Origin of the sequence: Streptomyces toyocaensis (assembly GCF_000725125.1) — a bacterium.
GTDB classification, from domain to species: Bacteria; Actinomycetota; Actinomycetes; order Streptomycetales; family Streptomycetaceae; genus Streptomyces; species Streptomyces toyocaensis.
Genome location: NZ_JFCB01000015.1, coordinates 141,119 through 166,080, shown reverse-complemented (window position 1 = coordinate 166,080; position 24,962 = coordinate 141,119). Strand labels below are relative to the sequence as shown.

25 protein-coding genes and 2 pseudogenes are annotated in these 24,962 nt (G+C 70.6%); 12 read left to right on the top strand and 15 right to left on the bottom strand.

All coding sequences use genetic code 11. The annotated features are described in order from the left end of the window. Window positions 1-320: 320 nt before the first annotated feature. Window positions 321-1,367: a LacI family DNA-binding transcriptional regulator gene (locus BU52_RS18125; RefSeq protein WP_037935511.1), complete on the bottom strand. Its 1,047-nt coding sequence runs from the start codon at window positions 1,365-1,367 to the stop codon at window positions 321-323. A gap of 248 nt (window positions 1,368-1,615) precedes the next feature. Between BU52_RS18125 and BU52_RS18120 the strand changes: the two genes are divergently transcribed. From BU52_RS18120 to BU52_RS18110, 3 genes are read left to right on the top strand one after another with little or no spacing between them, the layout of a single operon-like run. Continuing rightward, a complete protein-coding gene (locus BU52_RS18120; RefSeq protein WP_037935508.1) occupies window positions 1,616-2,767 on the top strand; it encodes a Gfo/Idh/MocA family protein in 1,152 nt (383 codons plus the stop codon). Then, complete coding sequence (locus BU52_RS18115; RefSeq protein WP_037935507.1) at window positions 2,764-3,915, top strand: dihydrodipicolinate synthase family protein; 1,152 nt, start codon at window positions 2,764-2,766, stop codon at window positions 3,913-3,915. Before BU52_RS18120 ends, BU52_RS18115 begins: the two co-directional genes overlap by 4 nt. Continuing rightward, window positions 3,912-4,745, top strand: coding sequence for a sugar phosphate isomerase/epimerase family protein (locus tag BU52_RS18110; protein WP_037935506.1), 834 nt, complete (start codon window positions 3,912-3,914; stop codon window positions 4,743-4,745). The genes BU52_RS18115 and BU52_RS18110 overlap by 4 nt, the downstream gene beginning before the upstream one ends. A gap of 64 nt (window positions 4,746-4,809) precedes the next feature. Here BU52_RS18110 and BU52_RS36410 read toward each other — a convergent pair whose 3' ends face one another. From BU52_RS36410 to BU52_RS18060, 10 genes and pseudogenes are all read right to left on the bottom strand, one after another. Continuing rightward, window positions 4,810-4,938 (bottom strand): hypothetical protein, encoded by a 129-nt coding sequence (locus BU52_RS36410; RefSeq protein ID WP_235216371.1) that lies wholly within the window; start codon window positions 4,936-4,938, stop codon window positions 4,810-4,812. Window positions 4,939-5,081: 143 nt separating this feature from the next. Further along, a complete protein-coding gene (locus BU52_RS18105; RefSeq protein WP_157847891.1) occupies window positions 5,082-5,903 on the bottom strand; it encodes a hypothetical protein in 822 nt (273 codons plus the stop codon). A gap of 358 nt (window positions 5,904-6,261) precedes the next feature. Continuing rightward, window positions 6,262-6,801, bottom strand: coding sequence for a GNAT family N-acetyltransferase (locus BU52_RS18100; protein ID WP_037935503.1), 540 nt, complete (start codon window positions 6,799-6,801; stop codon window positions 6,262-6,264). A 72-nt stretch (window positions 6,802-6,873) separates the two neighbouring features. Continuing rightward, a pseudogene (locus tag BU52_RS37280) lies at window positions 6,874-7,936 on the bottom strand (IS630 family transposase). A 70-nt stretch (window positions 7,937-8,006) separates the two neighbouring features. Beyond that, a pseudogene (locus BU52_RS37160) lies at window positions 8,007-8,301 on the bottom strand (ankyrin repeat domain-containing protein); the annotation flags it as partial. Between the two features lie 315 nt (window positions 8,302-8,616). Continuing rightward, window positions 8,617-9,006, bottom strand: a complete 390-nt coding sequence (gene rbsD / locus BU52_RS18080; protein WP_037935497.1) for a D-ribose pyranase — start codon at window positions 9,004-9,006, stop codon at window positions 8,617-8,619. Continuing rightward, a complete protein-coding gene (locus BU52_RS18075; protein WP_037935494.1) occupies window positions 9,003-9,908 on the bottom strand; it encodes a ribokinase in 906 nt (301 codons plus the stop codon). The genes rbsD and BU52_RS18075 overlap by 4 nt, the downstream gene beginning before the upstream one ends. Window positions 9,909-9,931: 23 nt before the next feature. After that, complete coding sequence (locus BU52_RS18070) at window positions 9,932-11,890, bottom strand: ABC transporter permease/substrate-binding protein (protein ID WP_037935490.1); 1,959 nt, start codon at window positions 11,888-11,890, stop codon at window positions 9,932-9,934. Then, window positions 11,880-13,421, bottom strand: a complete 1,542-nt coding sequence (locus BU52_RS18065) for a sugar ABC transporter ATP-binding protein (RefSeq protein WP_037935487.1) — start codon at window positions 13,419-13,421, stop codon at window positions 11,880-11,882. Before BU52_RS18065 ends, BU52_RS18070 begins: the two co-directional genes overlap by 11 nt. Then, complete coding sequence (locus BU52_RS18060; RefSeq protein WP_037935485.1) at window positions 13,418-14,452, bottom strand: LacI family DNA-binding transcriptional regulator; 1,035 nt, start codon at window positions 14,450-14,452, stop codon at window positions 13,418-13,420. Before BU52_RS18060 ends, BU52_RS18065 begins: the two co-directional genes overlap by 4 nt. A gap of 185 nt (window positions 14,453-14,637) precedes the next feature. Between BU52_RS18060 and BU52_RS18055 the strand changes: the two genes are divergently transcribed. Then, window positions 14,638-15,024, top strand: coding sequence for a type II toxin-antitoxin system RelE/ParE family toxin (locus BU52_RS18055; RefSeq protein WP_407702046.1), 387 nt, complete (start codon window positions 14,638-14,640; stop codon window positions 15,022-15,024). Further along, on the top strand, window positions 15,021-15,359 hold the full coding sequence (locus BU52_RS18050; RefSeq protein WP_037935478.1) for an XRE family transcriptional regulator: 339 nt from the start codon (window positions 15,021-15,023) through the stop codon (window positions 15,357-15,359). The genes BU52_RS18055 and BU52_RS18050 overlap by 4 nt, the downstream gene beginning before the upstream one ends. Window positions 15,360-15,481: 122 nt before the next feature. Here BU52_RS18050 and BU52_RS18045 read toward each other — a convergent pair whose 3' ends face one another. Beyond that, complete coding sequence (locus tag BU52_RS18045; protein ID WP_037935474.1) at window positions 15,482-16,840, bottom strand: hypothetical protein; 1,359 nt, start codon at window positions 16,838-16,840, stop codon at window positions 15,482-15,484. Window positions 16,841-16,897: 57 nt separating this feature from the next. Next, the gene (locus tag BU52_RS18040; protein WP_037935469.1) at window positions 16,898-17,308 is read right to left on the bottom strand and encodes an ATP-binding protein; all 411 of its coding nucleotides are present in this window, start codon (window positions 17,306-17,308) and stop codon (window positions 16,898-16,900) included. A gap of 222 nt (window positions 17,309-17,530) precedes the next feature. Here BU52_RS18040 and BU52_RS18035 point away from each other — a divergent pair, with 222 nt between their 5' ends. Genes BU52_RS18035 through BU52_RS18020 form a run of 5 tightly spaced genes read left to right on the top strand, consistent with a single transcriptional unit; the run spans window position 17,531 to window position 20,268 of the window. Then, complete coding sequence (locus tag BU52_RS18035) at window positions 17,531-18,382, top strand: helix-turn-helix domain-containing protein (protein WP_037935467.1); 852 nt, start codon at window positions 17,531-17,533, stop codon at window positions 18,380-18,382. Between the two features lie 6 nt (window positions 18,383-18,388). Further along, entirely contained in the window at window positions 18,389-18,607 is a 219-nt protein-coding gene (locus BU52_RS33745) for a DUF397 domain-containing protein (protein ID WP_078903306.1), read from the top strand. A gap of 26 nt (window positions 18,608-18,633) precedes the next feature. Beyond that, entirely contained in the window at window positions 18,634-19,122 is a 489-nt protein-coding gene (locus BU52_RS18030) for a hypothetical protein (protein ID WP_235216369.1), read from the top strand. Between the two features lie 33 nt (window positions 19,123-19,155). Then, window positions 19,156-19,698, top strand: coding sequence for a DapH/DapD/GlmU-related protein (locus BU52_RS18025; protein WP_037935543.1), 543 nt, complete (start codon window positions 19,156-19,158; stop codon window positions 19,696-19,698). A gap of 57 nt (window positions 19,699-19,755) precedes the next feature. Beyond that, window positions 19,756-20,268 carry a diadenosine tetraphosphate hydrolase gene (locus BU52_RS18020; protein WP_051858337.1) on the top strand — a complete coding sequence of 171 codons (513 nt, stop codon included), beginning with the start codon at window positions 19,756-19,758 and terminating at the stop codon, window positions 20,266-20,268. Window positions 20,269-20,314: 46 nt separating this feature from the next. Here BU52_RS18020 and BU52_RS18015 read toward each other — a convergent pair whose 3' ends face one another. Together BU52_RS18015 and BU52_RS18010 are read right to left on the bottom strand one after the other, a co-directional pair. After that, entirely contained in the window at window positions 20,315-20,791 is a 477-nt protein-coding gene (locus BU52_RS18015; RefSeq protein ID WP_078903311.1) for a hypothetical protein, read from the bottom strand. A 127-nt stretch (window positions 20,792-20,918) separates the two neighbouring features. Beyond that, the gene (locus tag BU52_RS18010) at window positions 20,919-22,022 is read right to left on the bottom strand and encodes an epoxide hydrolase family protein (protein ID WP_037935459.1); all 1,104 of its coding nucleotides are present in this window, start codon (window positions 22,020-22,022) and stop codon (window positions 20,919-20,921) included. A gap of 83 nt (window positions 22,023-22,105) precedes the next feature. Between BU52_RS18010 and BU52_RS18005 the strand changes: the two genes are divergently transcribed. Together BU52_RS18005 and recD2 are read left to right on the top strand one after the other, a co-directional pair. Beyond that, window positions 22,106-22,597 carry a MarR family winged helix-turn-helix transcriptional regulator gene (locus BU52_RS18005; RefSeq protein WP_051858335.1) on the top strand — a complete coding sequence of 164 codons (492 nt, stop codon included), beginning with the start codon at window positions 22,106-22,108 and terminating at the stop codon, window positions 22,595-22,597. A 39-nt stretch (window positions 22,598-22,636) separates the two neighbouring features. Beyond that, on the top strand, window positions 22,637-24,907 hold the full coding sequence (gene recD2, locus BU52_RS18000; protein ID WP_037935454.1) for an SF1B family DNA helicase RecD2: 2,271 nt from the start codon (window positions 22,637-22,639) through the stop codon (window positions 24,905-24,907). Window positions 24,908-24,962: the final 55 nt, after the last annotated feature.

Below are 24,962 nucleotides of genomic sequence, written 5' to 3'. Positions count from 1 at the left end.
GGCCCCGCCGCGGACCCTCGAACGTCTCCGCGCACAAGTCGGTCCCGCTACACCCGGACACCCGTCAGGGGCCGCGGGGAACTGCGCGCCCAGCCCCCACGACCCGCACCCGCCGACGACGAGCAGGCCCCGCACCCGGAACCGCCGGGCCGTGCACGATCACCCCCGCGGCCCCGCCGTGCCCGAACTCTCCGCGCACAAGCGGTCCCGCTCACCCGGACACCCTCAGGGGCGCGGGGAACTGCGCGCCCAGCCCCCACAACCCGCACCCGCCCACGACGAGCAGGCCCCGCGCTCCGAAGCGACCGGGCCGTGCCCGATCACCCCCGCGGCGCCGCCGTGGACCCCCGCACCACCAACTCCCCGCGCACCACGGCGATCCCGTCCGCCGGTGCCTCCTCCCGCCCCATCGCGATCCGTCCCGCCCGCGCCCCCGCCTCCGCCAGCGGCAACCGCACCGTCGTCAGCGCCGGCACCGCGTCGATGCTGAACGGCAGATCGTCGAACCCGGCCACCGACACGTCGTCCGGAATCCGCAGACCCGACTCCCGCAGCGCCGCGCACGCCCCCAGCGCGACGGAGTCGTTGGCGGCGACCACGGCCGTCAACGACGGATCACGGCGCAGGAGTTCCAGCGTGGCCTCGTAGCCCGACCGCCGGTCGTACCGGCCGTGCACGGTCCACCGCGGGTCCTCCTCGATGCCGTGCGCGGCCAGCGCGGCCCGGTGACCCTCCAGCCGGTGCCGGGTGGTCGTGCGTTCCTGCGGCCCCGCGATGTACCCCAGCCGCCGGTGCCCGAGCCCGATGAGGTGCTCGGTGAGTTCCTGCCCGCCGCCGCGGTTGTCGAAGGTCAGCGCGATCGCCCCGGTCTCCGGCGCCTGCGGCCGCCCGCACAGCACCACCCGCGTCCCGGCCTCCGCCAGCTTCCGCAGCTTCACGTCCATCGCGGCCCGGTGCGGCGCGTCCTCGATCGCGCCGCCGGTCAGCACCACCGCCGCCGCCCGCTGCCGCTGGAGCAGCGTCAGATAGGTGAGTTCACGCTCGGGCGAGCCGCCCGTGTTGCACACGACCGCGAGTCTCTCCCCGCCCGCGCGCCCGCCCGGCCCCCCGATCTCCGCCTGGATCGCACTCGCCATGATTCCGAAGAACGGGTCGGCGATGTCGTTCACCAGGATGCCGACCAGGTCGGACGTGGCGGCCGCCAGGGCGCTGGCGGGCCCGTTGAGCACGTAGTCCAGCTCGTCCACGGCCTTCAGCACCCGCTCGCGGGTGGACGCGGCCACGGGGTAGTTCCCGTTGAGCACGCGCGACACCGTCGCGGGTGAGACCTGTGCGCGCGCCGCCACGTCCGCCAGGGTCACCGTCATGTCTCGTCCTCCGGTCGCGCGTGTCGTCGTGGTTCCGAGCAGACCCTACGGCTCCACGCCCGTTCGTTCGCCCCCTCGAACAAGCCGGGAGGCGTGACGGTCTTGTCCGGGGCGCCGTTCAGAGGCTAACTTCTCCCTACATAGAAAGCGCTTGCTGTGACGTTCACCAGTCACCCGTCCCGCGACGGCCCCCGCCGCACGACGGGTGGGGCGTACGCGGCGCGCGGACCGCGTACGAAGGGAACGACGTGACACGCAAGACGGTGCGAATCGCCATGAACGGTGTGACCGGACGCATGGGTTACCGGCAGCACCTCGTCCGCTCCATCCTGGCCCTGCGCGAACAGGGCGGCCTCGATCTCGGCGACGGCACCGTGCTGTGGCCGGAGCCGGTCCTGGTCGGCCGCCGCGAGCACGCCCTGAGGGCGCTCGCCGAACGCCACGGCCTCGACCACGTCTCCACCGACCTGGACGAGGTCCTCGCCGACGACAGCATCGACATCTACTTCGACGCCCAGGTGACCTCCGCCCGCGAGGAGGCCCTCAGGAAGGCGATCGCCGCCGGCAAGCACCTCTACACCGAGAAGCCCACCGCCACCGGCCTCCACGGCGCCCTGGAGCTGGCCCGCCTGGCGAACGCCGCCGGCGTCAAGCACGGCGTCGTCCAGGACAAGCTGTTCCTCCCCGGCCTGCTCAAGCTGAAGCGCCTCGTCGACGGCGGCTTCTTCGGCCGGATCCTCTCCGTGCGCGGCGAGTTCGGCTACTGGGTCTTCGAGGGCGACTGGCAGGAGGCCCAGCGCCCGTCGTGGAACTACCGCGCCGAGGACGGCGGCGGCATCGTCGTCGACATGTTCCCGCACTGGGAGTACGTGCTGCACGAGCTGTTCGGCCGGGTGCGGTCCGTCCAGGCCCTCACCGCCACCCACCTCCCGCAGCGCTGGGACGAGAACGGCAAGCCCTACGACGCCACCGCCGACGACGCCGCCTACGGCGTCTTCGAACTGGACGGCGGAGCGATCGCCCAGATCAACTCCTCCTGGGCGGTCCGCGTCAACCGCGACGAACTCGTCGAGTTCCAGGTCGACGGCACCGAGGGCTCCGCCGTCGCCGGGCTGCGCAACTGCCGCGTCCAGCACCGCTCCGCCACCCCCAAGCCGGTCTGGAACCCGGACCTCCCCGTCACCGAGACCTTCCGCGACCAGTGGCAGGAGGTCCCCGACAACGGCGCGTTCGACAACGGCTTCAAGGCCCAGTGGGAGCTGTTCCTCAAGCACGTCCACGCCGACGCCCCCTACCACTGGGACCTGCTGGCCGGCGCCCGCGGCGTCCAGCTCGCCGAACTGGGCCTGAGGTCCTCGGCCGAGGGCCGCCGCCTCGACGTGCCGGAGATCGCGCTGTGACCCTCCACCTGCCCGACGCGCACGGCACCCTCAGGCCCTACGAGCCCCGCACCGAGCCCTTCGCCCCCACCCCCGGCGCCCCCCTCACCTCCCGCACGGTCTTCTCGGCCGCGCACGTCGTCGCCGACCCGTACGCCGACACCACCCCCGACTCACCGGCGGCCGTCGACTGGGACGCCACCCTCGCCTTCCGCCACCACCTGTGGTCGCACGGCCTGGGCGTCGCCGAGGCCATGGACACCGCGCAGCGCGGCATGGGCCTGGACTGGGCGGGCGCGGCCGAGCTGATCCGCCGCTCCGCCGCCGAGGCGAAGGCGGTCGGCGGCCGCATCGCCTGCGGCGTGGGCACCGACCAGCTCACCGGCGGCACCCTCGCCGACATACGGGCGGCGTACGAGGAACAGCTCGCGGTCACCGAGGAATCGGGCGCGCAGGCCGTCCTCATGGCGTCCCGCGCCCTCGCCGCGACGGCCCAGGGACCGGACGACTACCTGGAGGTGTACGGCCACCTGCTCCGCCAGTCCGCCGAGCCCGTGATCCTGCACTGGCTCGGCCCGATGTTCGACCCGGCCCTTGAGGGCTACTGGGGCTCCTCCGACCTCGACGCGGCCACCGGCACCTTCCTGGAGGTCATCGCCGCCCACCCGGACAAGGTCGACGGCATCAAGGTCTCCCTCCTGGACGCCCGCCGCGAGGTCGACCTGCGCCGCCGCCTGCCGCGGGGCGTTCGCTGCTACACCGGCGACGACTTCCACTACCCCGAGCTGATCGCCGGCGACGAGCAGGGCTTCAGCCACGCCCTGCTCGGCATCTTCGACCCGCTCGGCCCGCTCGCGGCGGAGGCGGTCCGCGTGCTCGACACCGGGAACACGGAGGGCTTCCGCACCCTCCTCGACCCGACCGTCGCACTCTCCCGTCACCTCTTCCGGGCCCCCACCCGCTTCTACAAGACGGGCGTGGTCCTCCTCGCCTGGCTGGCCGGCCACCAGTCGCACTTCACGATGGTCGGCGGCCTGCAGTCGGCCCGGTCCCTGCCGCACCTCGCCCGCGCCTACGAACTCGCCGACGGACTCGGCCTGTTCCCCGACCCGAAGCTGGCCGAGGAACGGATGAGGACCCTGCTGCACCTGTACGGAGTGACCCCGTGACCGACCTCTCCCGCTTCAGCATCAACCAGATGACGGTCCGCCGGCTGTCCCTGCCGGACCTCGTCGACGCCTGCCGCGACCTGGGCGTACCGGGCGTCGGCCTGTGGCGCGAGCCGGTCCGGGAGTACGGCGTCGAGGCGGCCGCGAAACTGGTGCGCGACGCGGGCCTGGCGGTGACGACGCTGTGCCGCGGCGGCTTCCTCACCGCGAGCGACCCCGGCGAGCGGGCGGCCGCCCTGGCCGACAACCGCCGCGCCGTCGACGAGGCGGCGGCCCTCGGCACCGACACCCTGGTCCTGGTCTCCGGCGGACTCCCCGCCGGCTCCAAGGACCTGCGCGGCGCCCGGGAACGCATCGCGGACGCGCTCGCCGAACTCGGCCCCTACGCGGGGGAGCACGGCGTGAGACTGGCCATCGAGCCGCTGCACCCCATGTTCGCCTCCGACCGCTGCGTGGTTTCCACCCTCGCCCAGGCCCTGGACATCGCGGAACGCTTCCCCGCCGACCAGGTCGGCGTCACCGTCGACACGTACCACGTCTGGTGGGACGACACCGCCCCCGCCCAGATCGCCCGCGCGGGCGCCCAGGGCCGCATCCACACCTTCCAGCTCGCCGACTGGACCACCCCGCTGCCCGAGGGCGTCCTCAACGGCCGCGGCCAGATCGGCGACGGCGCGATCGACCTGCGGGAGTGGAAGGCCCACGTGGAGGCGGCCGGGTACACGGGCCCCATCGAGGTCGAGCTTTTCAACGACGCGCTGTGGGCCCGGGACGGCCGCGAGGTCCTCGCCGAGACGGCCCGGAGGTTCACCGAACACGTCGAACCCTGAGCCGCACCGTGACCCGCGGCACGTGTGCGGCGCGCTCCGGGCCCACCCGGGACGGAGGACCCCGTCAGGCCTCCGCCCCGGGCACACCCGCCCGCAGGTGAGCCGCCAGACGGCGCAGCTCGACCAGCGCACCGGCGTCCGATCCGTCGCCCAGCGGATAGTGCAGGGCGGGCTCGGCGGCGGACCCCAGCATCACGTGGGAAGCTCGGTCAGATACTCCGACTCGACCAGCGGGGCCTCACAGAAGCCTGCTCCTCTGCGCCGACTGGGTTCGACCGAGGGCGCTTCCGTCTCGAACGCTCCCGGACCCGGAAGGGGGCCGAGCCTCGACGACCATCACTGGATGCGCGTCTCGTCATCGGCTGGCGCTGCTTTCTGCTCGACCCTCTCGGACCATGGCAGGGCGAGGGGGCGACGACGCCAGTACCACGGCAGGCGTGGCAGGCCCGTGATCTCCTCATCCAGCGCTGAGGAAAGCGCCAGTCCGTCATCATCAATAGTGAAACGTCGATAAAGCTCGTCGAGTTGCTCCACTGCGTCCCTAGCCGCGTCTGCCGCGATCTCCGCGGAGAGCCCATCCATCGCTTCTCCGAGGCGGTCCCGGAGTTCCAGGTCTTCGCGGTACAGGTTCGCCGGAAACCACCCGTGCGGAGGGAACCCGGAGCGCAGTCTCAAACACAGACGCTCCCAGTTTCTCGAGAGGTCGACAACATTGAATATTGCTCCTGCGGGATCCTCCTTTTCGACTGAGTCGGTGATCGGAGTGGTGAGTTTGTATGCTCGCACTGCTTCCGGTAGGTGCACCACTGGGACGTCGGGGAGATCCGGGAGTCTCGACTCCGCGGTGTCGACGGTATAAGCAGGGTTGTCGTCCTCGGGTTGCAGCACTCTTGCCAGTGTGGAGCCGCCGTCCGGCAGGGCCACCTTTCGAACCCACGGGAACCTGGCGTCCCAGGAAGTGAAAACCGACACCGAGAGCCGCCGGGCCATTGACGCGGCCAGTTCGTCTTCCGTTGGCCGGTGCTCGACTTCGTGGGCTGCGTAGATGGTCAGTGACCAGTTCAAAACACCTTGCAGGCGCTCGTACTCGCAGGTGACGACAGCATCCCAGTTGCGGTCCTCCCACTCCGACCCTGCTGATACATCCGTCTGCGCCAACGCGACATGGAACGTATCAGCGAGAATAAGCGGCAGACGAGTTGGCGCATCAGTGGCGCGAATCATCAAGTGGTACATCATGGGTAGTATTTCCGGTGGAGGGTGAGCGTCTTCCGTGCAGCCTCTGGGTTTTCCCTGAAGTGAGGCGCTTTGTTGAACATGGTCTGCAGGAAGCGCGCCCGACGCGATGAGGAGGCGGGCGTCTCGGTGTAAGAACCGCTGTGCGCCCAGTCCAGAGGAGAGCGGCCCACACCCTGGTCTTCGCGAAGGTTCGGATCGGCGGCGTGTGCCACTGAAGTTGATTGGGTGATGTCGGGCCCGTCCACCTAACGGTTGCCGGTTCGGTCCGATCGCACCGTTACGCGGGATATGTGCAGGGTGAGGCGACGAGGGCCAAGTGGTATCGGGTGTAGGTCTCGAAGACCTCGGCGACCTTGAAGCCGAGCCGGGTCAGTACGGCGCCACTCTTTCCATTTCCGTGGGTGACGCCCGCGAACACGTCGGTGGCGCCCAACATAGTGGCTCCGTACTTGATCAGCGTATGGCAGGCTGCAGTGGCGTACCCATGGCCCGTTGCCTCGTGGTCGAGCCAGTATCCGAAGCCGTACTTGGGTGGGTTGACGGCCACAAGGTCAACGCGGCCGATGAGGGTGCGGTGAAGGAGGACGCCGCAGCGGAGGGACGGGCTGGGGTCGTCGAGCAGCTCGGCATGTGCCGTCTTGTAGTCCGATGCGGCCAGCGCCTGGTAGTCGCCGTTCTGGGTAAGGTGTTCGCGATTTCTGTCGATGAGCGCGTAATATTCATCGGCTTGCTCAGCATCGAGTGCACACAGCGTCAATCCGGAGACGCTGGTTTTGAGTTCGGGAAAGAAGTGCTTGTCGTGATGACTACCGGCCATGTCGCCTGACCCTACGACGGGGAATGGGCCCCTGCCATGGCTTTTTGGTGGCGTGCAGCGACTGAATGTCGGTCAGCCGTCCATGATCAGGCCGATGCCGGTGAGACAGCCGTCGACCAGGTCCGGGCGGTACTGGATCTGCTTGAGTCTGCGCTTCACAGCCCGGGTGATCTGGCCCAAGTCGGCGGCGGCGAGGTTGCCGATGTCGCGCTTGACCAGCGACCAGATGCCCTCTTGCGGGTTCAGGTCCGGTGAGTAACTCGGAAGTTGGAAGACGGTGAGCCAGTCCGCGTGGGCGGCGATGAACTCGCGCAGTGGCTCGGCCAGGTGCATGCGCAGGTTGTCCCACACGAGCACGATCGGGCCGCCGAGCTGGATGTGCGCCCTGACCAGCAGGTCGCGCAGGTCGCGCCAGCCGATGCCCTTCGGCTCGCCCTTGCGGCCCCGGTACTCGCGGACCGAGTAGAACATCCTCGACCGCTTCCCAGGCTTATAGCAGGTCAGCCCGGCCATGGACACCCGGCCCGAGCCCCGGCCACGGACCCGGACCACCGGCGTTACGCCCTTGCGTCCCAGCTTCTCGCGCGCGGCGGCGTCATCGACTGGCCGGCTTCGTCCTCGAAGACGATCCAGCCGTCACACGCCGCCGCGGTGCTCTTACCCGCGGCCAGGTCTCCTTCTTCCACGCCTCGACCGCCGCGTCGTCGCGCTCGATCGCCCGCCGGGCGGGCTGCTGCCAGGACCAGCCGTGTCGCTTCAGCAGCAGCCACGTTCCCTCCACCGTGTAGCTCACGTGGAACAGCCGGCCGATCAGCGTCTTGATCCGTGCCAGTGTCCAGCGCTGGTCGGCCCAGCCATGGGCCAGCGGCCCGCGTTCCAGCTCCCGTTCCAGCCTCGCGATCTGCTTCTCGCTGAGCCTCGGCCGCCCAGGCGATCCCCTCGACAGGACCCCCGCTTCACCGCGCTCGCGCCACTGGCGGCGCCACCGTTCCACCGACCGTTCGCTGACCCGCAGCGCGGCAGCGATCTCCCTGTTCTTCTGCCCGCCCTCGAAGCGTTCCACGGCCTGCAGCCGCACCCGCTCCCTCGCGGCCCGCCCAGCGTCGGTCAACCCGCCGCCTTGCGCGTATCTCATGGTCCAGGGCTACGGGAGCGGACCTGCCGCCGTCAGGCGAACGGCTCCGACATCACCCAATCAAGTTCAGCAGCAGTTCAATCACGGTCTCGGTGTGTCCCCAGCATGCGGCCGCACACAGGGGCGTGCCCTCCGGTCCGGGCCCGCCGCTCTCGGTGCCGGGGGAGGCCCCGGCGGCCAGGAGCAGCCGGACAACGTCCGAGGCTCCGTTCACGGACGCGGCGTAGAGCGGTGTCATGCCCTCACTGTCCTTGCGCTCCGGGTCCGCGCCGGCCCGCAGAACGGCCTGCACCCGAAACGACGTCCCCCGCGACGGTCGCCTCGAAGAGACGCCGAGAGAGCTTCTTCCGCTGCCGCTGTTTCACAAGGCAGAGGCTAGCGACCGCGTGAGCAGTGATGTTGACCCTGCGGTACGCCGGTCCTTCGTCTCGTTGCTGAGAGGCGCACCGGCGGAACGTCCAGGGCTGGACGGCATCCCGTGCTTCGGACAGCACCGCGACCGGGAAAAATTCTTGTGCCGGTCGTGCAACCCTCCCCCCACCTCGCGGGTCGAACTTCGCGTCAGGACTTCTGGGTGGGGACCCGGGGGGGGGATCGGGGAGTTCTGGCAGGGGGAGGGAACCGAGGGGGCCCGGTCGACGGACCGGGCCCCCTCGAAGGTTCGTGCGTCGGGCGGTGCCTCAGAAGAACACGCCGCAGCGCAGCAGCACGTTCGCGTACGGCCGTGCCTCGCCGGTGCGGACGACGAGCCGCGCGCCGGCGCTCAGCTCCTTGAGCCGCTCGTGCGGCACGAGCGCGAGACCGGGGAAGTGGCCCGCCAGCAGACCGGCCGCCGCCGGATTGGCGTCCCGTACCTCGGCCGCCGCCGTCGCGCCCTCGACCACCAGCTCCGCCAGCAGCCCCTCGAGCACCTCGGCGAAGGAGGGCACCCCCGCCCGGAAGGCCAGGTCCACCACGTGCGGCCCGTCGGGTATCGGCATGCCGACGTCGCACACGAGTACCCCGTCCCCGTGCCCCAGGCCGGCCAGTGCGCCGGAGAGCCCGCGGTTCAGGATTCCGTGCTTCTTCACAGGGCGGCGACCTCCTCCGCCGTCGGGAACGACACCTGCGCCCCCTCCTTGGTGACCGCCGCCGCCCCCACCCGGGCCGCGTACGCCGCCGCCTCGGCGAGCGACGCGCCCGCGCCGAGACGCCAGGCCAGCGCGGCGGTGAAGGCGTCGCCCGCACCGGTGGTGTCCACGGCGTGCACCTTCACCGACGGCACCCGGGCGACGCCCTCCGCGGACGCGACCAGCGCGCCCTCGCCGCCCAGTGTCACCACCACCGAACGGGGGCCCTTCGCCAGCAGCAGCCGGGCCCAGTCCTCCGGCACGTCGCTCACCCCGGCGGCGTCGCCGAGGACGACCTTCGCCTCGTGCTCGTTGACGATCAGCGGATCGCAGGCCGTCAGCACCTCCGTCGGCAGCGGGCGCGGCGGGGACGGGTTCAGCACGAACCTGCTGCCCGGCGCCAGGCTCCGCACCACCTCCACCACCGTCTCCAACGGGATCTCCAGCTGGGTGGAGACCACCCGGGAGGCGTGGAAGAGGCTCGCGGCCGTCCGCACGTCCTGAGGCGTGAGCCGGCCGTTGGCTCCCGGGGAGACGACGATGCTGTTGTCCCCCGAGGGGTCCACCGTGATCAGCGCGACCCCGGTCGGCGCCCCGCCCACGAGCACACCCACCGTGTCCACCCCGGCCGCCCGCTGCGAGTCCAGCAGCAGCCGCCCGTGCCCGTCGTCGCCGACCCGGGCCAGCAGGGCCGTACGGGCACCGAGCCGGGCGGCCGCGACCGCCTGGTTCGCGCCCTTGCCGCCCGGGTGGACGGCGAGGTCGGAGCCGAGCACGGTCTCCCCGGCCTCCGGCCGGCGCTCGACACCGATCACCAGGTCGGCGTTGGCCGATCCGACGACCAGGAGGTCGTAGTCGTACATGAATCGCTCCCCGATCCGGAACGTCAGCCCTCGAAGCCGGCGACGTTCTCCTTGGTGACCACCTTCACGGGCACCTTCACCATCTTCTCCACGTTCTTGCCGTCGGCGGCGCGCAACGCGTTCCGCACCGCGATCCGGCCGAGTTCCGACGGCTGCTGCGCGACGGAGGCGTACAACGTGCCGGCCTCGACCGCCTTCAGCCCGTCCGGCGTGCCGTCGAAGCCGACGACCTGGACCGACTTGCCGGCCTTGGAGCCGAGCGCCTTGATCGCGCCGAGCGCCATCTCGTCGTTCTCCGCGAAGACGCCGTTGATGCCGGGGTGCGCCTGGAGCAGGTTCGTCATCACGTCCAGGCCCTTGGTGCGGTCGAAGTCCGCGGGCTGCTTGGCGACGACCTTGATGCCCGGGTAGTCCTTGAGCCCCTCGGCGAAGCCCGCGCCGCGCTCCCTGCTGGCGGAGGTGCCGGCCTGGCCCTGCAGGATGACGATCGTGCCCTTGCCGCCGAGCTTCTCGGCGAGCGCCCTGGCCCCCAGCGCGCCGCCCTCGACGTTGTCGGAGGCGACCAGCGCGGCCGTGTCCCCCTCGTTGACGCCGCGGTCCACCGCGACGACCGGGATGCCGGCCTTGTTCGCGCCGCGGACCGCGGGACCGGCGGCGTCGGAGTCCACCGGGTTGACGATGACGGACGAGAGCGAGCCGCTGGTGAAGTTCTGCAGCTGGTTGGCCTGCTGGGAGGCGTCGTTCTGCGCGTCGGTGACCGTCAGGTCGACACCCAGCTTCTTCGCCTCCTCCTCGGCCCCGGTGCGGATCTGCACGAAGAACGGGTTGTTGAGCGTCGACAGCGACAGGCCGATCTTCTGCGTCTTCGCGGCCGGGGACCCGTTGTGCAGCAGCGAGGTCGCGCCGACGACCGCGACGGCGACGGCGGCGGCGATGACGTACGTGAGTGCCTGCTTGCCCCGGTTGCCGCTCCCGGACGCCCCGGCCGCCGGGGTGGTCGCGCCGGCCTTGCGGCGCAGCGTGTCGAACAGCACCGCCAGAGCGATGACCACGCCGATGACGACCTGCTGCCAGAACGCGGACACCGACAGCAGGTTGAGGCCGTTGCGCAGCACCGCGAGGATCAGCGCGCCGATCAGGGTGCCCGACGCCTTGCCGGTGCCGCCCGCCAGCGAGGCGCCGCCGATGACGACGGCGGCGATGGCGTCCAGTTCGTAGCCCTGCGCGGCCTGCGGCTGCGCGGAGGACAGCCGGGAGGCGAGCACGATGCCCGCGGCGGCGGCGAAGAGGCCGGAGAAGGCGTAGATGGCGAGCTTCTGCCGCTTCACGCGCAGGCCCGACAGCCGCGCGGCCTCCTCGTTGCCGCCGATGGCGTACATGGAGCGCCCGATGTAGGTCCGGCCGAGCACGAAGGCGGTGAGCAGCCCCATGACGACCATCACGAGCACCGGCACCGGCAGCCAGCCGCCCAGCGTGTCACCGAGGTGGGAGACGGAGTCGGGGAAGGCGATGGGCGAGCCCTGCGAGATGACGAGCGACAGACCGCGCGCCACCGAGAGCATCGCCAGCGTCGCGATGAACGACGGCAGCTTCCCGTACGAGACGAGGAAACCGTTCACCAGACCGCAGACGATGCCCGTCGCGACGGCGAGGAGGACCGCCAGGGCGACCGGTATCCCGGCCTCAGTGGCGCTCCACGCCAGCACGGTGGCGGACAGCGCGGCGACCGAGCCGACCGACAGGTCGATGCCCGCCGAGACGATCACGAAGGTGACGCCGAAGGCGAGGATCGCGGTCACGGCGGCCTGGACGCCGACGTTGAGCAGGTTGTCGGCGGTCAGGAAGTCCCCGGACAGCGCCGACATGGCGATCACGAGGACGATCAGCGCGGTCAGCGCGCCGTTGTCGAGGAGCAGGCGGCGCAGGCCGCCCGTGGCGCCGCCCTGCGCGCCCGGCTTGCTCTTGAGCGTGTCAGTGGCCACGGTCGGCCTCCGTTCCGTCGCTGCTGCTGTTGCTGTGGGGGGTGCTGACGGCGAGTGCCATCACGGCGTCCTGGGTGGCCCGTTCGGCGGGGAGTTCGCCCGCGACGCGCCCCTGCGCCATGACCACGACCCGGTCGCTCATGCCCAGCACCTCCGGCAGATCGCTGGAGATCATGAGCACGGCGGCCCCGGCGGCCGTCAGTTCGTTGATCAGCTGGTAGATCTCGACCTTCGCGCCGACGTCGATGCCGCGCGTCGGCTCGTCGAGGATCAGCACCTTCGTGTTCGCCAGCAGCCACTTGCCGATGACGACCTTCTGCTGGTTGCCGCCGGACAGCGTCCGCACGTGCTGCCCGAGACCGGCCATCCGCACGCCGAGCTGCCCGGAGATCCGCTCGGCTGCCTCGTGCTGCCCCTTGAGGTCGACGAGCCCCGCGCGGGAGGCGGACCGCAGGGTGACCAGGCCGAGGTTCTCCGCCACGGAGGCGTCGAGCACGAGCCCCTGCCCCTTGCGGTCCTCCGGCACCAGGCCGATCCCGGCCGCCATGGCGGCGTTCACGTCGTGGCGCCTCAGCGGAGTCCCCGCGACGTGCACGGTCCCCGCGTCGTACGGATCGGCGCCGAACACCGCCCGGACGACCTCGGTCCGTCCGGCACCGACGAGCCCCGCGATGCCGACGACCTCACCGGCCCGCACCTCGAAGCTCACGTCGTGGAAGACGCCGTCGCGGGTCAGGCCGTCGACCTTGAGGAGCGCGTCACCGGCGTCGCCCCGCTCGCGGGGGTACTGCTGCTCGATGGACCGCCCGACCATGAGCCGGACGAGTTCGTCCTCGGGCGTGGCGGCGGGCACCTGCCCGACGCTCCGGCCGTCCCGGATGACGGTGACCCGGTCGCCGAGGGCGGCGATCTCCTCCAGGTGATGGGTGATGAAGACGATCCCGACCCCGTCCTCACGCAGCCGCCGCACGATGGCGAACAGCTTCTCGACCTCCTCGGAGGTCAGCACGGCGGTCGGCTCGTCCATGACGAGCACCCGCGCGTCGAGGCTCAGCGCCTTGGCGATCTCGACCATCTGCAGCCGTGCGATGCCGAGTTCGCGCACACGGGCACGGGGGGAGACGCTCACGCCGACGCGCTCCAGCAGCACCGCGGCGTCCGCCTCCATCTTCTTCCGGTCGATCATCCCCAGCCGGCGCGGCTGGCGCCCGAGGAAGATGTTCTCGGCGACCGTCAGATCGGGAACGAGGTTGAACTCCTGGTAGATGGTGGCGATCCCGAGCCGCTCGGAGTCCTGCGCACCCTGGATGCGCACCTCCTCGCCACCGACCACGATCCGGCCGGCGTCGGGCGTGTAGGCGCCGGAGAGCATCTTGATCAGCGTGCTCTTGCCCGCGCCGTTCTCACCGAGGAGCACGTGCACCTCACCCCGGCGCAGGTCGAAGTCGACGCCGTCGAGCGCGACCACGCCGGGGAACGTCTTGCGGATGCCCTCGATGCGCAGCAACTCGTCCGGACTGCGGCTGCTCACGGCGTACTCCTTCGTACGGGGGACGGGGGTTCTGGGGAGGCCGGCTCACCGCAGGAACGGCGGACGACCAGCCGTGCCGGGAGGGTGACGGACGCACCTGTCCGCCCCTCGATCCGGTCGACCAGCGCGCGCACGGCGGCGCGTCCCAGCTCGCGGGTCGGCTGGGCGATGGCGGTGACCGGCGGATCGGTGTGCACGAACCAGGGGATGTCGTCGAACGCGGCCAGCGCGATGTCGTCGGGGACGCGCAGCCCGCGCGCGCGGACGGCGTCCAGGGCGCCGAGTGCCATCAGGTTGTCGGCGGCGAACACGGCCTCGGGCGGCTCGGCCAGGTCGAGGAAGCCCTCGGTGACCCGGCGCCCGCTGGCGGCCTGGAAGTCGCCCTGGCCGACGTAGGCGTCGGGGAGGGCGAGCCCGTACGCGCCGAGCGCCTCCCGGAAGGCGTCCACGCGCTCGCGGCCGGTGGTGGTGGCGGCGGGCCCGGCGATGATCGCGAGCCGCCGGTGCCCGATCCCGTGCAGATGCGCCACCAGGTCCCGTACGGCGGCCCGCCCGTCCGACCTGACGACCGGCACGTCGACGCCGGGGATCCAGCGGTCGACGAACACCATGGGCGTCCCGGCCTGTGCGGCGCCCAGCATCCCGGGCGACCCGCCGTCGGTGGGGGAGACGAGCAGCCCGTCGATCCGCCGGTCCAGCAGGGTGGTGACGTGGTGGTCCTGGAGATCGGGCCGCTCGTCGGCGTTGCCGATGATCACGCTGTAGCCGAGCGCGCGGGCCTCCTCCTCGACGGAGCGGGCCAGCTCGGTGAAGTACGGGTTCATCACGTCGCTGATGACCAGTCCGAGCGTGCGGGTCTGGTCGGTGCGCAGGGAGCGCGCGACGGCGTTCGGCCGGTAGCCCAGCCGCTCGACGGCGGCCGTCACCCGCCGGCGGGCGTCCTGGCTGACCGACGGATGCCCGTTCAGCACGCGCGACACCGTGGCGACGGACAGCCCCGCCTCGGCGGCGACGTCCTTGATGCTCGCCATCGCCGTTCCACCTCCTCGTGGAATCGATTACACGGAGGATTGGAATCGATTACACGGGTGGCTGACAAGGGGCTGCCGGGTGGCCGAAACCCAATCGTGACCGTCCGGCGGGCTGCCCGGCGTGCACCCCGAGCGTCGGCCCCGGCCTGGTCGACCACCACGGCGCGGTTAACCCTTGCATTAACATCGTGGCCGTGGCTCAATGGGAAGTGGTTCTCGTCGGGGAGGTCGCGGCATGGTTCGAGGCTTTGGCCGAAGAGGACTGGGACAGCTCTGAACAGGTAGAGGACGCCATCGACATGTTGGCGGCAACGGGCCCGACGCTCGGCCGTCCGTTGGTGGATCGGATCAAGGGTGCTGAGAACCATCACCTGAAAGAGTTGAGGCCGGGATCATCCGGGAGCAGTGAGATCCGCATCCTCTTCGCCTTTGATCCGGTGCGCCGGGCAGTCCTGCTGGTGGCCGGTGACAAGGCCGGAAACTGGCAGCGCTGGTACGACATCAATATTCCGCTCGCTGAGAAGCGGTACCAGGCACATCTGGCTGATCTTGAAACCAGGGAGTACGAATGAGCACCGTGAGCTGGGAGGAGACCAAGCGCAGGGCGCGCGAGCGACGTGCGGCCTCGGGGCTGCCGGTGCGGTCGCCGCAGGAGAAGCAAGCGGCCATGGACCGATTGACCGCCGAAGTGCGTGCTCACAAGCTCGCGGAGGTCAGGCGTGAACAGGCGTTGACGCAGCGCCAAGTCGCCGCGTCAATGGGGGTCTCGGCACCTAGGGTCTCCGCCATTGAGCACGGTGAGCTGGATCGTGCGGAGGTCGCGACTCTCCGGGCCTACGTGGAAGCGCTCGGCGGTCGCTTGCGAGTAGTCGCAGACTTCGGGGACGCGGAGTACACCGTCGCCTGAGGCGCGCGCCAAAGCTCTCGTCAACCAGCAAGGTCCAGGTCGCTGACCTGGATGAACGGATCGACTTCGCCCTCGTCGGACTTGGCACCGTTCACCGCTGTTCCCCGCTCGTCCGGGGACCGTCACCCGGCGGCCGGGTGTTCCTTGTCGTACTGCCAGCGCCACAGCGTGCACCACCGGTGGTCGTCCGCGAAGGTGTCGTCGAGGTGCCCGATCCGCCCGATGGCCTCGACGGTGCGCGGGTCGTCGCGCAGTGCGAGGCCGTAGGCGGCCTCCAGGCGGGTGAGGTGGCCGTCCTCGTCCAGCAGCGCGAACAGGGCGTCGGCGACCGCGGGCGAGTGGTCCGGGCAGGAGGCCAGGAGTGCCGCCGCTCCGCCTCGTAGTCCGGTGTCCGGGCCCTCGGCCAGTGCGAGGAGCGCCTGCACGGCGGGGGTGAGCAGGGCGTCGTCGGCGACGGCCACCCTGCAGGCGAGAAGCCGCACCCTGGCGTCCGGGTCGCGAGTGAGGGTGAGCAGCGCGGCCCTGGCCGGGGGCGTCAGAGAAGCGCCCCAGGAGGGGCGGAAGAGCTCGGGCACCTGTCGGCGGACCCGTGCGTCGGGGTGACCCGCGTGGCGCAGCCCGGCCACCTCCAGGCCGGAATGCTCGTACTCGGCGAAGGCTTCCAGCACCTTCGCGAGCATCTCGGCGTCGGTCTCCTCCGCCGCCCAGGCGCCCAGGAAGTCGCCCTCCTGCTCCGCGTAAGGGGAGTCGTACACGAGGACTCCCCGGCACCGCAGGTACTCCACCACGAAACGACGGTACGCCGGATCGGGGTGGTGGCGGTGGGCCACCACCGCCGACCAGGTCTCGAAGCTGCGGCGCTGGAGGAGAACCCGGATCACCTCCCACCACACGGCGTGCTCCTCGTCCGGCTGGCCGGCCGCCCGGGCGACCAGTTCGCCGACCGGGGTCAGGACGCGGAAGGCCCACTCCAGGGCGGTCAGGATCGCGCCGTGCCCGTCCCGTACGACGAGACCGCCGAGCGAGACCTGGTGGATTTGGTGGTACGCGTCCGCGTCGTCCGGCACGCGGACCGTTTCGGCCGGTCCGGGGGCGTCGGTCCGGCGCCGCAACTCCTCGGCCGCGCCCGTCTCGTACCAGGCGCGGGCCAGGGCGAGCAGTCGCTCGCGGGTCTCCTCGGGCAGCCGCAGCCGGGGCTCGTCGCCGAGTACGGCGGTGACGACAGCCGGGGAGCCGCCGTCGACCGCCCGCCACAACGGTGTGGTCCCGTCGGGCAGCACCCGGTCCGGGTCGGCCCCGCCCTCGACCAGCACATCGGCGACGGCGGAGTCGAACGCCGCGACGGCCGTGCACAGCACCGGCAGCCCGTCGTCGCCCGGCGCGTCCGGGTCGGCGCCCGCGTCCAGTGACGACCGCACCGCTTCCCTGTCCCCGGCCTGGACGGCCGTCACGAGCCGCCGGCCGACTTCATCCCCGCTCATGAGTGCCGAGCATCCGTGGGAAGCCGCTTACGGACAACTCATTTGTCCGCGAGCCCGTCATGCCGCCGACAGTTCGCACCACACGTACTTGCCCCGGCTGCCGTCCCTGGCCAGCGGCTGCCAGCCCCACACGTCGGCGCACGCCCGCACCATGGCCAGGCCCCGCCCGTCCTCCGACTCGACGCCCGCCTCGAACGGCTGGGGCGGCTGCGGCGGTTCGGGTTCCGCGTCCCACGCCCCGATACACAGCGTGCCCGGCGGCGACCAGCGCACGCGCAGGGCGGCGGGGCCCTTGGTGTGCCGTACGGCGTTGGAGACGAGCTCGGTCGCGAGCAGTTCGGCGACGTCGACGAGACGGATCAGCCCGTGCATCGTGAGGATCAGACGCAGGGTCCGGCGACTGACGGTGACGGCGCGGAGGTCGTTGGGGATGTGGAGGGAGTACTCCCAGGGCTCGTTCTCGGGCATGCGGAACTCCGTCGGTGTGAGGAGAAGTTGGAGTCGAACCCCGGTGTCGATGCCGCAGCCGTCAGGGCAGGGCGGAGCGGTGCGCTTCCGATGGATCGGCGCCGCACGGTGTGCGTCGCGTCACTGACGGTAGGACTAACATGTCATACGCAGCAAGCTGATCGCCTAATCTGGACCCGAACGAGTCTCACTGGCTGGGCCGTTGAATCGAGGGAGTCGTCCATGGTCCTGAGGCGCGAATGCACTGCTCGGCAGATGCGCCTGGCAGTCGAACTGCGCAGGCTGCGTGATGCGGCAGGGCTATCCGCCGTCGAGGCGGCGGCATTACTCGGAGTGGGGCGCGTTCAGATCAGTCACATCGAGTCCGGACTCGCGGGCGTGAGCGAACAGCGCCTCCGTCGTCTGGCGGCGCACTACTCCTGCACGGACGAGACGTTCGTCGAGGCGCTCGTCGTTATGGCGACCGATCGGAGTCGTGGCTGGTGGGAGGAGTACCGAGGTCTCCTGCCGACCTCATTCCTGGATCTGGCCGAGTTGGAGCACCACTCCACGTACCGACGTGACGTGGAGTTTCTGTTCATCCCAGGCCTGCTTCAGACGGAGGACTACGCCCGTGCCGCCTTTTCCTCAAGGGTGCCCGAGCTTCCCCGCGAAGAGCTGGAACTGCGAGTTCGTCACCGGATGCAACGCAAGGTGATCCTCGACGCCCCAAACCCCGTGCCCTATGACGCGGTCATCCATGAAGCGGCACTGCGGATCAGAGTCGGGGACCGAATCACTGCGAGGTCCCAGCTCACCCGGCTCCTGGAACTCTCCGAAGCCGATCGCGTCACCGTGCGGGTCATCCCCTTCGACCTGGACGGCTTCGGTGGTGCCTGGAGCTCCATGATGCTCGCCGGCGGAGCGGTGCCCAAGCTGGACACGGCTGTACGCGATGCCCCGCACGGCACCGGATTCATCGACTCCGAGGCCCAACTCGGCGTCTTTCGAACGGTTTTCCGTAGAGTAGTGGACGTGTCGCTCGACGCCAGCCGGTCGCGCGACTTCATCCACAGACTGGCCAAGGAACTGTGAGGCTCCGTGTCCACCCCTGACAATTGGCGCAGGTCGTCCTACTCCGGCGGAGGCGACGGCAACAACTGCGTCGAGATCGCTCCCTCCCCCACCATCACAGCCGTCCGCGACTCCAAGGCCCCCGCATGGTCCACCCTCACCTTCCCCACCGCCGCGTTCGCCCATTTCCTCGCGGAATTGAAGGGGCCTGGCCCGGTGGGAACCGGCACGACGTCCCTCGGATGAGGCCGGCGGCGGGTACCGCACGCCCGATGTCCCTGCTCCTGTCCGCCGTGGTCGCGGCCGGGACGTTGACCGGCTGCGCGCTGCAGGAACTCGCCAGGGACTGTGAAGGGACCGACGACCGGGTCAAGGAGATGGCTGGGCTCGGCATCCTCGGCTCCCGGCCCGCCGGGGCGACGGTCCCCCGCGGCTTCGAGGAGGTGGGCGCCGGCTGCTGGGCGGACAGCGGCGACGTCTCGGTGTACGCCTCCCGGACCTACGCGTTCCCCGGAACTCCGGCCGAAGTGACCGCGCACTACCGGACGGCAGCGGCACGGGACGGATGGCGGCCGGAGCCAGAAGCCGCGTCCGGTGACCTGTGCTTCGTCAAGGAGGGGACGGTCCTGCGGATCGTCTTCCTCACCGCCGAGAGCCTCGCGGAGGACGGTCACGGAAACCGCCCCGACCTCACCACCGGTGCCGGATACTCGGTGGAGGCCGACACGGTCGTGAACAGCGGTGCGGAGGCGGGCTGCTAGATGATCGATCCGCTGCACGGAAAGGATCGCGGCATGTCCAGTGACCGTCTCATGCGCATCCACAGCGCCGAGTTCCAGGCCATGGCCGACAGGGTCCTGCGGGTCATCGAGCTCACCTCCCGCCTGAACGTCCTGCCGTTCGAAGACGAAGCGGGCAAGGCGGAACTGTTCGAGCGGATCCTTGGCAAGCCGCTGCCGCCGAGAGTCACGATCTATCCGCCCTTCTACACGGACCACGGCCTGAACCTCGATCTCGCCGAGCGCGTCTTCATCAACCAGAACTGCACGTTCCTGGACTATGCCGGTATCCGGCTCGGCGAGCGCGTGATGATCGGACCGAAGGTCACGTTCATCACCAGCGGCCACCCCGTTGATCCCGAGGAGCGGCGGCTGTACCTCACCGGCGCACCCATCGACGTGGCGGAGAACGTGTGGATCGGTGCCGGTGCCACGATCCTGCCCAGCGTCAGCATCGGCCGTGACGCCGTGGTCGCCGCCGGTGCGGTCGTGGCCGATGACGTCCCGCCGGCCAGCCTGGTGACCGGCGGCAAGGCAACCCTGCACCGGACGTGGTGACGGCCGTGCGAGCGGCCATCACGGCGGTCCTCAACCACCAGGATGTACGTTTCGGCCATGACTGGTGACTGGCGGACGGACCGGATCGGGGCCGCGCTGAGGGGCGAGAACCCCACCGTGATGCGCCGGTTGACGTCGGGGTTCGCGGTGATCGGGGATGTGCAGTTCCTGCCGGGCTACTCGGTTCTGCTCGTGGACGAACCGAGCGTGCAGCGGCTGTCCGACCTGCCGAGGACGAAGCGGCTGTCGTTCCTGTGCGACATGGACCACCTCGGTGAAGCGGTCGAGCGTGCCTGCCGGCGACTGGACCCGGCCTTCCGCCGGGTCAACCTCGAGATCCTGGGGAACACGGACCCGTTCCTGCACGCGCATGTCTGGCCGCGGTACCAGTGGGAGCCGGCCGACGTGGTGGGTGCCCCGGTATGGCTCTATCCGCGTGAGCGGTGGAGTGAGGAGCAGTTCGGAATCGGTCCGCAGCACGACGTGCTGCGGGACGCGATCGGCACCGAGCTGGACCGCTTGCGTCCGGTGACCAGTGACGGTCGGCAAAGTGCGCTCGAGGCGCCTTAGCTTGTCGTTCATGGTCCGGCGTCGATCACGGCCTCCCGTGTGGATGTCAGTCCCACGCGTTGAAGAGCACTCCGCCCAACGTGGTGATGCCGTAGAAACGCACCTCACGCCACTCGCCCTGCGTGAGCACTGAGGTGTCCACGTGGGAGAGCGGTGTGACGAGTTGTTCATGACCAAGCACGACGAAGCCCGCGTCGGTGAACGTGTGAGCCCACGGCGGCGGGTTGAGGAACTCCTCCCCGTACCAGTCCCGACGCGTCCGGGCGAAGGCGACCCAGGGGTGATGAGCGTGGCACAGGACGATGTTCTCGCCTGCGCGTGTGACGATCGTTGCGGTGTGGAAGGTCCGGGGGTATGCCTGTTCCTCCACCTCGCCCACTTCGCCTCCGACCACGCGGGCAGCGGCATACAGAGCGGCGCGGAACGCTCGCAGGTCAGTCCTTGGGAGCCGGCCGTCCTTCGGCCGGAAGAAGCCTGTCGCCCCCCGCGGCAGCGTGAAGCCGATGTTCCCCTCGTTGACCATGCCGCTCATTTTGCCCGGCGCCAGGTGCATCAGCGTCTTCAGCGGCCCGTCCGTACACAGCAGAACGTCGGCGAGCTCGTTGGGAAGGTCGGGTGCCTGGTGCCGCTGGCCGGCGTCCGCTCGTCATTCAGGCAAGGCAGGCTTCAGCCCTCCCCAGCAAGGTGAGGAAGAAGTCCCGTACGTCCCCCGCGAGGAGGTCCGGTACCTCCATCGCGGCGAAGTGGCCGCCGCGCTCGAACTCCGACCAGTGCCGGACGTCGTACAGCCGCTCGGCCAGCGGTCGCACCGACTGGGTGATGTCGTGCGCGAACACCGCCACACCCACCGGCACCGGGCACGGCTCGGCCCGCCGTGGCGCCTCGCGGTGCAGCCGTGCCGAGGAGGCCGCGGTGGCGGTGAGCCAGTACAGGGAGACGTCGGTGAGTATCCGTTCGTCGCCGACCGGCGAGCGGGGGTCGGTCCACTGGGCGAAGCGCTCGGCGATCCAGGCGAGCTGGCCCACGGGTGAGTCGGTGAGCGCGTAGCCGATGGTCTGCGGGGTGGTGGCCTGCAGCGCCTGGTACGGCGGGCGGTGGGCCATCAGGTGCCGGACCTTGTCCAGCCGGGCCTCGTCCGTGTCCGAGAGGGCGACGCCGGCGGCCGGGTCCGGCCGGGTGGGCAGGTAGTTGACGTGCACTCCGACGACCTGTTCAGGCGCCACCGCACCGAGCGCCAGGGAGATGCCCGAGCCGAAGTCGCCGCCCTGCGCGCCGTAGCGCTCGTAGCCCAGGCGGCGCATCAGCTCGGCCCAGGCCCGGGCGACGTGGACGATGTCCCAGCCGCGCCGGTGGGTCGGGCCCGAGAAGCCGTATCCCGGGATGGACGGAATCACCAGGTGGAAGTCGCGCGACAGCGGCTCGATCACGTCGAGGAACTCCAGGAACGACCCGGGCCAGCCGTGCGTGAGGACCAGCGCGAGCGCGTCCGGCTTCGCGGACCGCACGTGGACGAAGTGGACGGTCTGGCCGTCGATCACGGTGGTGAAGTGCGGGAGTTCGTTAAGCCTGGCCTCGTGCGCACGCCAGTCGTAGCCGGTGCGCCAGTACTCTGCGAGCTCCTTCAGCCGCGTCAGCGGGAAGCCGTAGTCCCACCCCGCGTCGGCGACCTCGTTGGGCCAGCGGGTACGGGAGAGGCGGTCGGTGAGGTCGTCGAGGTCGGCCTGGGGGATGTCGATGCGGAACGGCTTGATCACGGGTCTCACTCCGAGAGTAATGGTTGGGAAGACGAACGTTCGTGTCACTAATGAAGGTAGACTGTTAGTGTCACTAACACAAGATGTGGAGGAACCTTGTGAGCCCGACCCCCGAGCCCGCCCCGGCCCGGCTGCGCGCCATCCCCAGCCGTCTGCTGTCCGGGGCCGCGCTCGTCGCCGACCGGCTCGTCAATGAGCGCCTGGCCGCCGAGGGCGCCCACAAGTGGCACTTCGCCGTGCTGGTCACGCTCGCCGAGGCCGGCGCCGCCAGCCAGGCCGAACTCAGCCGCCGCACCGGCATCTACCGCAGCGACATGGTCGCCGTCCTCAACGAACTGGCGGACGCCGCGTGCGTCCGCCGCGACCCCGACCCCGCCGACCGCCGCCGCAACGTCATCACCCTCACCCCCGCCGGCCGCCGCCGCCTCGACCGCCTGGACGCGCTCATCGACGACGCGCAGCGCGAACTCCTCGCCCCCCTGACCCCCGGCGAAGGGGCCGAACTCACCCGCCTGCTCACCGCCCTCACCGAACACCACCGCCCCGCGCACCCGCGTCCGGACGAGCAGCGCTGACCGCGCCCCTCTGTCACACCGCACCGGTACCGTCGGATCATGTCCAACCAGCCATCCGCGGCCCCCGGCGAACGCCGACTCGCCACGCTCGAAGGCGTGCTGGAGCGCATCACGTACGCCAACGAGGAGAACGGCTACACGGTCGCCCGGGTCGACACCGGCCGCGGCGCCGGCGATCTGCTCACCGTCGTCGGCGCGCTGCTCGGGGCCCAGGTGGGGGAGTCCCTGCGGATGGAGGGACGCTGGGGGTCGCACCCGCAGTACGGGAAGCAGTTCCACGTCGAGAACTACACGACCGTCCTGCCCGCCACGGTGCAGGGCATCCGCCGCTACCTGGGCTCCGGCCTGGTCAAGGGCATCGGCCCGGTCTTCGCCGACCGCATCACGCAGCACTTCGGCACCGACACCCTCACGATCATCGAGGAGGAGCCGAAACGGCTCATCGAGGTCCCCGGTCTCGGCCCCAAGCGGACGAGGAAGATCGCCGACGCCTGGGAGGAGCAGAAGGCGATCAAGGAGGTCATGCTCTTCCTCCAGACCGTCGAGGTGTCCACCTCCATCGCCGTGCGCATCTACAAGAAGTACGGCGACGCCTCCATCTCCGTCGTGAAGAACCAGCCGTACCGGCTCGCCGCCGACGTCTGGGGCATCGGCTTCCTCACCGCCGACAAGATCGCCCAGTCCGTCGGCATCCCGCACGACAGCCCCGACCGCGTGAAGGCCGGACTGCAGTACGCGCTGTCGCAGGCCACCGACCAGGGGCACTGCTACCTCCCCGAGGAGAAGCTGATCGCCGACGCGGTCAAGCTGCTCCAGGTGGACACCGGACTGGTGATCGAGTGCCTCGCCCAGCTCGCCGCCGAGCCGGAGGACCCCGGGGAGGACCCCGGCGTCGTCCGCGAGAAGGTCCCCGACCCCCAGGGCGGCGACCCCGTCACCGCCGTCTACCTCGTCCCCTTCCACCGCGCCGAGGTCGCCCTCTCCGCCCAGCTGCAGCGCCTGCTCCGCACCGACGAGGACCGGATGCCGGCCTTCCGGGACGTGGCCTGGGACAAGGCGCTCGGCTGGCTGAAGGGACGTACGGGCACGGACCTCGCCCCCGAACAGGAGGCGGCCGTCCGGCTCGCGCTCACCGAGAGGGTCGCCGTCCTCACCGGCGGACCGGGGTGCGGCAAGTCGTTCACCGTGCGGTCCGTCGTGGAGCTGGCCCGTGCCAAGAAGGCCAAGGTGGTGCTCGCCGCCCCCACCGGCCGCGCCGCCAAGCGGCTCGCCGAGCTGACCGGCGCCGAGGCCTCCACCGTCCACCGCCTGCTGGAGCTCAAGCCCGGCGGCGACGCCGCCTACGACCGGGACCGCCCGCTCGACGCCGACCTGGTGGTGGTCGACGAGGCGTCCATGCTGGACCTGCTCCTCGCGAACAAGCTGGTCAAGGCGGTGCCGCCGGGCGCTCACCTGCTCTTCGTCGGCGACGTCGACCAGCTGCCCAGCGTAGGCGCGGGGGAGGTGCTGAGGGACCTGCTCGCCGCCGGTGGCCCCGTCCCGGCGGTCCGGCTCACCCGCGTGTTCCGCCAGGCCCAGCAGTCCGGTGTGGTGACCAACGCCCACCGGATCAACGCCGGGCAGCACCCCGTCACCGACGGCATGAAGGACTTCTTCCTCTTCGTCGAGGACGACACCGAGGAGGCCGGCCGCCTCACCGTCGACGTCGCGGCGCGCCGCATCCCGGCGAAGTTCGGCCTCGACCCGCGCCGTGACGTGCAGGTGCTCGCCCCGATGCACCGCGGTCCGGCCGGTGCGGGCACGCTCAACGGGCTGCTCCAGCAGGCGATCACCCCCGGCCGCCCCGATCTCGCCGAGAAGCGGTTCGGCGGCCGGGTCTTCCGCGTCGGCGACAAGGTCACCCAGATCCGCAACAATTACGAGAAGGGGGAGAACGGAGTCTTCAACGGCACCGTGGGCGTGGTCACCTCGCTCGACCCGGTCGACCAGCGCCTGACGGTACTGACCGACGAGGACGAGGAGGTGCCGTACGACTTCGACGAGCTGGACGAGCTGGCGCACGCCTACGCCGTCACCATCCACCGTTCCCAGGGCAGCGAGTACCCGGCGGTCGTCATCCCCGTTACCACGGGCGCCTGGATGATGCTCCAGCGCAACCTGCTCTACACGGCGGTCACCCGGGCGAAGCGGCTGGTCGTCCTCGTCGGCTCCCGCAAGGCGATCGGGCAGGCGGTGCGCACCGTGTCGGCGGGCCGCCGGTGTACGGCGCTGGACTTCCGCCTCGCCGGTTCCCGCCTCTCAGGGGCGTGACGCACCGTTGTGAACGGTCCGTCACCAAAAAATGATCGATCAAATGAGTCACGAA